The organism is Pseudoalteromonas sp. Cn5-37, from assembly GCF_021532495.1.
GTDB classification, from domain to species: domain Bacteria; phylum Pseudomonadota; class Gammaproteobacteria; order Enterobacterales; family Alteromonadaceae; genus Pseudoalteromonas; species Pseudoalteromonas simplex.
Genome location: NZ_JAKGBA010000020.1, coordinates 55,638 through 64,899 on the forward strand (window position 1 = coordinate 55,638; position 9,262 = coordinate 64,899).

At 41.0% G+C, this 9,262-nt stretch carries 8 protein-coding genes; 1 reads left to right on the forward strand and 7 read right to left on the reverse strand.

Annotated elements, in window-relative coordinates; translation table 11 throughout:
- Positions 1–22 precede the first annotated feature (22 nt).
- The 5 genes from L1266_RS17250 to L1266_RS17270 form a co-directional block, all read right to left on the reverse strand.
- The gene (locus L1266_RS17250; RefSeq protein WP_235377989.1) at positions 23–2,287 is read right to left on the reverse strand and encodes a TonB-dependent receptor; all 2,265 of its coding nucleotides are present in this window, start codon (positions 2,285–2,287) and stop codon (positions 23–25) included.
- A 142-nt stretch (positions 2,288–2,429) separates the two neighbouring features.
- Positions 2,430–4,661, reverse strand: a complete 2,232-nt coding sequence (locus L1266_RS17255) for an NAD(P)-binding protein (protein ID WP_235377990.1) — start codon at positions 4,659–4,661, stop codon at positions 2,430–2,432.
- A gap of 2 nt (positions 4,662–4,663) precedes the next feature.
- Entirely contained in the window at positions 4,664–5,611 is a 948-nt protein-coding gene (locus tag L1266_RS17260) for an acetoacetate decarboxylase family protein (RefSeq protein ID WP_235377991.1), read from the reverse strand.
- A gap of 45 nt (positions 5,612–5,656) precedes the next feature.
- Positions 5,657–6,232: a dienelactone hydrolase family protein gene (locus tag L1266_RS17265; protein WP_138615793.1), complete on the reverse strand. Its 576-nt coding sequence runs from the start codon at positions 6,230–6,232 to the stop codon at positions 5,657–5,659.
- A gap of 445 nt (positions 6,233–6,677) precedes the next feature.
- Positions 6,678–6,824, reverse strand: a complete 147-nt coding sequence (locus tag L1266_RS17270; RefSeq protein ID WP_200909093.1) for a hypothetical protein — start codon at positions 6,822–6,824, stop codon at positions 6,678–6,680.
- Between the two features lie 53 nt (positions 6,825–6,877).
- Here L1266_RS17270 and L1266_RS17275 point away from each other — a divergent pair, with 53 nt between their 5' ends.
- A complete protein-coding gene (locus L1266_RS17275; protein ID WP_054552926.1) occupies positions 6,878–7,741 on the forward strand; it encodes a TIGR02285 family protein in 864 nt (287 codons plus the stop codon).
- A 61-nt stretch (positions 7,742–7,802) separates the two neighbouring features.
- Here the strand turns inward: L1266_RS17275 and L1266_RS17280 are convergent, their stop codons facing one another.
- Positions 7,803–8,381 carry a YceI family protein gene (locus L1266_RS17280; RefSeq protein ID WP_054552925.1) on the reverse strand — a complete coding sequence of 193 codons (579 nt, stop codon included), beginning with the start codon at positions 8,379–8,381 and terminating at the stop codon, positions 7,803–7,805.
- Between the two features lies 1 nt (position 8,382).
- Positions 8,383–8,937, reverse strand: coding sequence for a cytochrome b (locus tag L1266_RS17285; protein WP_235377992.1), 555 nt, complete (start codon positions 8,935–8,937; stop codon positions 8,383–8,385).
- Between the last annotated feature and the right edge of the window lie 325 nt (positions 8,938–9,262).

The following is a 9,262-nucleotide window of genomic DNA, read 5'->3' on the forward strand; positions in this document are numbered from 1 at the left end:
ACCAGTGTGGAGATGGCAACGACTAGAATTGCAGTGAAACATCAAAGCCATAGCGACGCCCTTCCCCTTTAAAGTCTTCAAGCATGCCTAGGAACGAGCTTAAATCGAACTTTAACTGACTGTATTCAGTATCAAATAAATTTTTGCCCCATAAAGTAAATGACCAATTTTCAACATCGTATTTTAGATGCGCATTAACAATGCTAAAACCGTCTTGGCGGGCATATGGGTTCATGTTCTGGTCAAAATAAAACTCAGACTGATAATCGTAAATAATGTTGGCCGATAACGGATACGACGCCAAGCTGGTGTCGTATTTTAACCCCGCTGATACATTCCATTTAGAAGTAAATGGTAGTTGGTTATCGGTAATACTATTACCAAGTGGATCAACGTATTCTTCAAATTCAGCATGAGGGATATAGCCTACTGAAAGTAGCATGGCTAATTGTTTAGTTGCTTGGTAATAAATTTCAGTTTCAAGGCCGTAAATAGTTGAATCAGCCACATTTTCAAGTAATTGCACTGGGGGCATTTGCGGTGTTTCTGACGCTTGGTTCATAAACACTTGTTGGTCGTTATAATCATAATAAAACGCCGCCCAATTCATTCTAAGTTGCTTCCCAGGCCAGAACGACTTTAAGCCAATTTCATGGGCATTTAAGCGCTCTTTGCCATAGTTTGCCAAGATTGCTTGTTCTTCGGATGACAAAAAGCCGCCATTGTAGCCACCACTTTTACTACCATTAGCAAAACGATAATAAAGATTGCTTGTATCTGAATAGCGATAATTAACGGCAAATTGCCCGGTAAAACCGTTATCCGATTGCTCATCGGTAACACGATAAAATGGTACCAGTACCCCATCTAAGTCGTTTACATCAACCACCGCATTTAAGGTGGCGATTGAGTCATACTCAAGTGACTCATAGTCATATCTAAGACCGGCTGTAATCATCCATTTATCTGCGACAGGCACTTCAATTTGGCTAAATACAGCCAAATTTTGCATCTTGATTTCGTTATCGTAGATAAAGGTCGCGGTTAAATTTGTCGGTAAAACACCCCGGAAATCACGTAAAATATCATTTAAATTATCTTGCTCAATTGTCTCACCGGCAAAATAAATACCACTGGTGAGTGTGTAATCAGCAAGTTCGTTTAATAACCTGAATTCTTGGCTGAATAGTTGGGTATCTAACCCTAATACCCCTTCGCACAAACGAGCTGGGGAGCCATCGCAGTTAAAAGCGTGGCTTCTTTCTAAATCGTTAAAGCTCGACAGTGAAGTAAATGTACTTTGCTCGTTTAAATGCCAATTCAGTTCAGCAATAAAACCGTAGCCATCGGATTTATGAGGTGAGTCGTTATTGACGCTCACCGCAAAGAAGTCATCACTGCCATCATTAAAACCAAAGTTATCAAAACAGCGTGTTGAGCCCGCATCTGCTGGTGAACACAGCTCACCCGTTAAAGGGTTTGCGACAATACCAATACTACCAACTGGCTGGGCAATACCATCCCAATCTTCAATATGCGCTTGCAGGTAAAGATCAACGTTATCCCACTCAGACAAAAAAGACACACGGGCATTTTTTTGCTCCATGCCAGCTGTTGGCGAGTCTGCATAAGTGTTTTTTGTTGAGTATTCGTAGTCTTGATAGTTAACCGCAATTCGTAATGCACTGGAACCTGATAGTTGCTGGTTCCACATACCATCAACGCTGGTGGCATTATTGTTGGCAACGCCTAATGTCAACGAGCCATAGCTATCAAACTCAGGGCGATTTGAGCGTATAAGTATTGCACCACCGGTAGAATTACGACCAAACAAGGTACCCTGCGGGCCGCGTAAAATATCGAGCTGTTCAATATCGTACAAGTTAACAATTTGATTATTAGCAGACCCCACCGCAACGCCATCAAGATACATAGCAACAGGTGAGGTATTAGCCGTATTGTAATCAAGTAACCCCACCCCACGGATACTCACAGCGGGAGGCGTCCCTTCTGCGGCGTTTTGGGTGATTTTAACATTTGGCGCAAACAAGCCAATTTCAGTTGAATCTTTAAAATGCTGAGCTTTTAAAATTTCGCCATCCACTTGGCTTACCGCTACACTCACATCTTCAATTGCTTGCGGACGCTTTTGTGCATAAACGCTAATAACTTCCATGTCTTTTTCAGTCTCAGCTCCTTGTGCAAAAGCGCTTGCCATTACACATGCTGCCAAGCAGGTGCTCGACATCATCATAAATTTAGGATCATTCAGAAAGGGTCGCTTCATTGGCTTTTAGACCTTAAAAGAGGGAAACTTGTTAAATTGTTGTAATTTAGTGGTAAGTATAGACCAAACAATAGATTAAAGTCGCATATAAATCATGAAAATTCATGACTTATACGCATACTTATTTATAACTTTGCTCACCCTAACTTTTTTCGAATGCATGCTCTCCGCTAATTTCGCTTGGCCAACCACATATTGCCCGCGCTGTTTGCATACCGGCCATCACAGCAGCCTCAACACAGCCTGCATTAACGCCGGTTTTTATCCAGTCGCCAGTGATGCGCAAATTAACAAACTGACTGCCATCTGTAGCCAAGCGGTATTTACTCGAATCAACCACAGATAAGACATAGCGCTCACTAGGATCGACATTAACGCGCCAATATTGCTGCTCAAGAACAGGTAAAATGCTATGCGGATCACTGTAAAATACCTGCCAATCAAACTTGTTATCAATATAGGCTTCAGGCCAAAGTGGCCGCATATCTGCGCTAAACAAATTATGCATATTCAATTTTACTTCGGCTTTCATTTGCTCTGGGAATTGATGTGCACTGGCAGGTGGGTAGTTTTCGCAGCTAAATGCACTGCAAAAATAGGCAATGTTCACAGGCGTATTTTCACTTGGCCAATCTTCTTTATCGAGTAAGTTACCCATTGCCGCCCAGGTATCAAACGGCTCGACAAAGCCACTTAAAATAGGCCCTTCGTGAGCAGCATTAGTTTGCGTAAAGCCAAGTTGTGGGTCGGTTTTATTCAACCATACTTGGCAAGCCTGAGTCGCCACACTTTGCACTTTTGTTGCTTGTTGAGAAAGCGCGTAATCTACAGCTAAAAGTTCAGGGGCCACGTGTTCAAGTGAGGCAACCGATACACCTAAAATAAGTGTGTCAAAATCAATACCATGGCGAAGTGTCACTGTTGGCAATGGGGTACCAAAGTGCTCTTGATACACCTCAGGCCAATTACTCCAAAATGACTCTAAATTGATTTGATATTCTTGTAATAAGTGCGCTTGTTCAGAGCTGATTTGCTCATACAGAGGCTCACTTGGCCAGCATGGTAGCTGCTTAACATCAATGAGCGGATCATAGTCTTGGCCAACTAAACTCACCTGTTGACAAAGCTCAATTTCACTTACCAGCTGTTCACCTTGGTCAGTTTGCCCTGCAGCTAAGTTAGTTAACTGATGGAAAAACTTAAACTTAACGCCGCGCTGCTTTAAAAGTTCATAAATTGGCCCAAAAATGACATCGCCCATCCCAGCTTGCATTTTCCACATCACGCCGCCTTTATAGCAAAGACCTATACGTAACATGGCAAGGGCGGCAACGCCTGCTTCAACATTGGGTTTATTAAAGTCACCTTTAGGGTATGCGAACACCAAATCATAAAAGCCACGCACTGGCGCTGAATCGACACTGTAAGTTTTGTTAGCACCATTTTTTTCGAGCCACTGACGAAAATCGTAGCAATTAATGACACCAAAACCGTCACGATATACTTTGTCTTTAATCAATCCGGTGAGCATTGCAATCGCAAGATCGGCACAAATATAAAGTCTGCGCAGCTCTGGGTTGTCATCGAGCAAATCAATAACTTGGTCTTTAAACCAACGTTTTAACTTTCTGACGATGTACCAAATCACCAATCGATCGGCCTGTTTATCTGTATGAGTGGCCTGCTTTTCGGTGAACTGCAGCAAATGAGTTATCAATGTTCGTGGGTTCGAGGCAATTTCAGTTGCGCCTGATTCAATATCATCAATAAACTGCTTTGCGCCATTTAAATGGGTATCAATGTCTGCTTTGATTTCTTGGTACATGTGGTTGAGTAACGATTGATCCCGTGACTTTTTTGTCACTAAAGTGGTTTTAGCATCTTGCTGCTGACAAACATGCTCAATGCCTTCGGTCCATTTTTTTAGCCATGCTAATGTCATGGTGACAAAGTCCCACACTGTTATATCTAGGCTGCCATCAGCGGGGTTCCCTTCAACGGTAGGAAAATCTATCGGCCAAGTTTGCCATTCGTTATCTATAAACTCTTGTAAAGCAATAAAACTGTGTGGTTTAAATGCCTGCTGCCAAGTAGCCAATGAACAACTAGCTGGTCGATTGAGTGCGTTATACACCCCTTCTAAGGTGCGAAAGCTATTTACGTAGGCACCAAACCAAACATGTAAACCATGCTCTTCGATTCGCTGTCCAAAATGGGCGTTTCGGCCACTCGCCCCTTTACCACCAAGGCGCCACCCCTGTTGATAAATGGTAATCTCGCGCTGGCTTTGCCAATTAGCTTGCTCGGTTAAATACACTGCCGCGGTCATCGCTGCAACACCGCCACCGACAATGGTAATTTTTTCTTTTTCCATGGTTACCCCTGTACCGGTAACAGTTGTGTTGCGCCAAGCTGGTCAAAGTCCATATTGACGTAAAAGGGTAAATGAACCGCTTGTTTGCCAAGTGCAATGCCAAACATGTCATTCAGAGGAAAGCTCGCAAGGGCTTTTACATCCAAACTAAAATCATTGTGTAAAAGTTTTAATTGGTGAATTTTTTTGATTAACGATGGTGAGTGAACCACGCTTTGATAAACGGCTTTATCTCCTTGACCATCGGGAAATTGTTTAAACAAAATCTGATCCATCTGCGGATGAATAAACCCGTCTAATAATTGTTTAAGAAGTGATAAATCAATGCCTTGAATTTGCGCATCAAATAAATCTGTCACGTGTTTAGAAAAATGCGATAAGTTATCGAGTAGGTCTTCCTTCGTGCTTGCCTGCGTTTGCTCAATGGTTAATAGCTCATGCATCGCTAATTTAGAGTCTGGGTTAAACACATCAAAACATTCTAAAGAAATGCTAAAGGCGCCCGCATCACTCACAGTCGCAGGCATTTGATATTCACAGAGGTATTTATTATAACCCCAGGCTTCTCGGCCATTAATTAAAGCATAAATGTTATTGACGCTAATAAATGCCGGATACCAATATAAATGACTAATGTCACCACCTTGCATTTTTGCGACTGGGAGCCAAATAATAATATCGGTTTCTTGCATCCAGCCATGATCTGAAAAAGGTGGCGTTAACGAAGAGATTTTTTCGATATCAGTGAAGGTAAGTAAACACGTGCTCCCTAACACATTAAACGAGGTTGATTCGGTTGCTAGTAAATTTAAAGTTGCATCAACATACTGCTGCATTTTTTGCTCACACCCTGCAACAAAAAATCCGTACATTTGCGCATTGATCATTCGACAAGGTGGTTTAGCAACCGGGTTAGATAAGAAATGGCTGTAATTTGCTTGGTCCGTCATAGTTATTACTTATATTATTGTTTAGTAATGACTATAGACTAGTTTTTAATGGTTGGTGGTAACTTCTAGATGACAACTTTCTTTTAACAGTTTTTCTGTAAATTGCTGATAGCCAAACTGATTAAAATTTTCAGATAACGGATTCATAAAACCATGACCAAAGTCGGCTATTTCACAGCTCACCTTTGCTTTGCTTTTTAATGAAGCAACCACAGGCTTAATATCAAAATGCTCTTCACTGTGAGGAAAAATAAATCGACAAGGGACGTTAGCCTCAAGCTCAAGATGATATCTGACTTGGGATGGATAAAAGGCAATAATTTTTTTAATGAATGAATTTTTTAACTCTGCTTGAGCTCGCCAAACGGCAGCAGCGCCTGCACTAAATGCAATAATCGTGGTTGGCTGACGAATAGCAGCCATTTTTAAATGTACTTTTTCAAAATAACTATCATGGCCGCATTGTGTTAAGAAATGCTGGTATTGAAACTGCTCATTTATAGGGAGCTGAATTTCTCCTTGGTAAGGGTCGCAAAGACTCACCTTACCGCGAAGCTGCTGGGCAAGCAGCGATAAATGCGCTGTTTTACCAAATATATCTGACACCAAAAGGTAATTCATATGCATACTTCTTATTGTTATTTTGTGCCTAATCACAATACGCCCGTTTCTATTAAACATCCAGAAATTATTTTTGATGTTTAAAAAATAAACCTTGCGCTTAGTTAATTCTTACAGTAATCTACTTGTCTGGTTTTTAGAAACCACGCGGTTAACCCCTTACCTTGATCCAGTAATTCCCGCATATTCGTATAAATACTTGCAACTCGTTTGCTAAATGACATTTTGATGAATTTTCAAATCATCACCAAACTGTCACAAACTTAGTCAACACTGTTAGCAAGACAACAAATGTCGGTCTGTATTTTTTAAATGCCTATTAAAGCTCTACAGACACAGACAAAAGAAAGAGTGAGTTTTATTATGTCATATAAATACAACGGATCTTTGATCCAGATCGCACACCCAGTGCAATCAATCTCGGTAAATAAACAGCGTGTAATTTTTAGTGACACGCAAGGCTTAAAAAACGCCATCTTCCAAAAGGCAAGTGATGCACGCCAATTTGTGAAGTGGCTAAAAGCCAACTAAACCCTACCGATAAACGCCAGCCAATACGCTGGCGTTTTAGTTTTTCATCACCAGCCTGCATATAGCTAAATTCCTGCTACACTTATATTTTAAGCCCACAAATAGGTAGTAAAAATGCGTTTTACGTGCTCTATTTTACTATTACTTTTCTGCCTCCCCGTTGCTGCAACTAAGCAACCGAAGTCAATCGAATGGATCATGGTTGATTTTGCTCCCTACTACATCATGAATGACAAATATGAAGGAACTGGTCGTGACGAAAGTGTGATCAAATTACTAGAGCAATTTCTGCCAGAGGTTTCATTTAAACGCACTTTATTGCCGGCTAGTCGTGCCGTGCATGAACTATCAAACCCACACAACAATTACTGTATGCTGTCGTTATATCAAAGCGAGCACCGTAAGCAGCATATTCAGTTTACAGAGCACACTTCAACAGTGGGTTTATCACCCTCCATTGCCATACGTAAAGAGTTAGCCACAAAACTTAAGTTAGACGTCACAAAACCCGTGTCTTTAAAATCGTTATTAAACGAAAAACACTTGGCATTAGGGGTATCAATGAGCCGCTCGTTTGGCGCCGATATAGATAGCGTGATTAACGAAAGCCATGACGCTAATATTATCTCACGCCCCGGCAGAGATACACTCGCAAGCTTAACTTATATGCTGCATAAGAAGCGCATTGATATATTACTTGGCTACCCTAGCGAACATTACTATTTGGCGCACTCAATGGGCTTTAAAGATGAATTGACCCAACTGACACTCACCGAAGCACCGGCATTAAGCGTTGGTTATATAGGTTGTACAAATAACAAACAAGGCAAAGAAACGGTAAAACTACTAGATGAAACCCTTGAAAAAATAGCTCACACAAACGCTTTTCATGATGTTTTAGTTCGCTGGCTACCTGATAATTTACAGCCCATTTTAGAAAAAAGGTTAAAAGATAGAAACGAAAGTGCCGCTCATTGAGCGGCACTTTTAATATCCTAATCCACATAGTTATGCGAATTGGCAGTCGTATTAATGGTGCTTACTTACGCACACCTTCAATGAATAAACCGATATCAACATGGGTTGAAGCAGGGCCTAGATTGTAGTCGATACCATAGTCAGCTAGTTTAAGGCTTGTTTCACCTTCAAAACCAACACGGTATCCACCCCATGGATCTTTACCTTCACCAATTTTATCAATTTCAAAAGTAATGGTTTTAGTCACACCATTTAAGGTGAATTCACCGGTAACATCTGCTTCGTCACCGTCTTCATCAAACTTGATTGAGGTGCTTTTGAATGTTGCCGTTGGGTATTTATCAACATTTAAGAAGTCTTTTCCGCGTAAGTGCTTGTCACGCTCAGCATGGTTTGAGTCGATGCTTTTAGTATCTATCGTTACATTGATTTTAGATGCATTAGGCGCTTTATCGTCATAACTAAAATCACCTGAAAATGTATTAAAACGACCATGTAACCAGCTGTAACCTAAATGCTTAATTTTAAAAGTTACAAATGCGTGCGCACCATCTGTATCAATAACATAGTCAGCTGCATTTGCGTTAGCTGTTGAGAAAAGTGCAGCACTTAGTGCTGTGCCTAATAGTAATTTTTTCATTTTAATCATCCTTCAATGGTTTGATCATTCTAATTAAGGTTTTATCTTTATCGATAAAATGATGTTTTAGTGCCCCTAAAGCATGTAAAACAACCACAGCTATTAGCCCATACGCGGCATAAAAGTGAATTTTACCTGCAATATCTTCTTGGTTTGCGACCGACTCTGGTAATGCCGGTACAGCAAATAAATCAAATACTTCAATTGCACGGCCATCAGCCGTAGAAATTAAATAGCCTGATGTCACAATGACGACTAAAGCTAAATAAATTAGTTTATGGGCTGAGTGTGCAACTCGATTCATTGCTTTTGAACTGCCTGCAACAGGCTCAGGTTGGGTGCCTAACAAGCGCCAACCAAATCGAAACAGCAATAATGCCGCTAAGGTAATACCAACGCTTTTATGCAAGTCCAAAGAGCCTTTGTACCAAGCGTCGTAATAGGTTAGCTCAACCATATACACGCCTAAGCCAAACAAACCAAACACCCCAAGTGCCATTAACCAGTGCACTAAGATGGCCACCCAGCCATAACTTGACTTTGAATTCTTTAACATACTCATTTCCCATGAGAATCGTGAAACTAGGTACAGCTTAGCTTAGGATTGATGTAATGAAAATAGCGTAAAACGAACAGCTTCTGTGCGTATATGCACACCCAGGCAAAGGAGAAAGGTGAAAGTAGCAAGGGGAAAGTGGAAAGGAAAAAGACAGAAGGTGCTAGGTGCTAGGTGCTAGGTGCTAGGTGCTAGGTGCTAGTACTTCATCACACAAGTTCTGACTAGTTGAGGGCACCATAAGCCCTCTGAAGTTTTTCACGAGCTAATTCAACATTAAACATCCAGTTTATACTTGTTCTTTCTTTATTCCGGCTCCATTCCC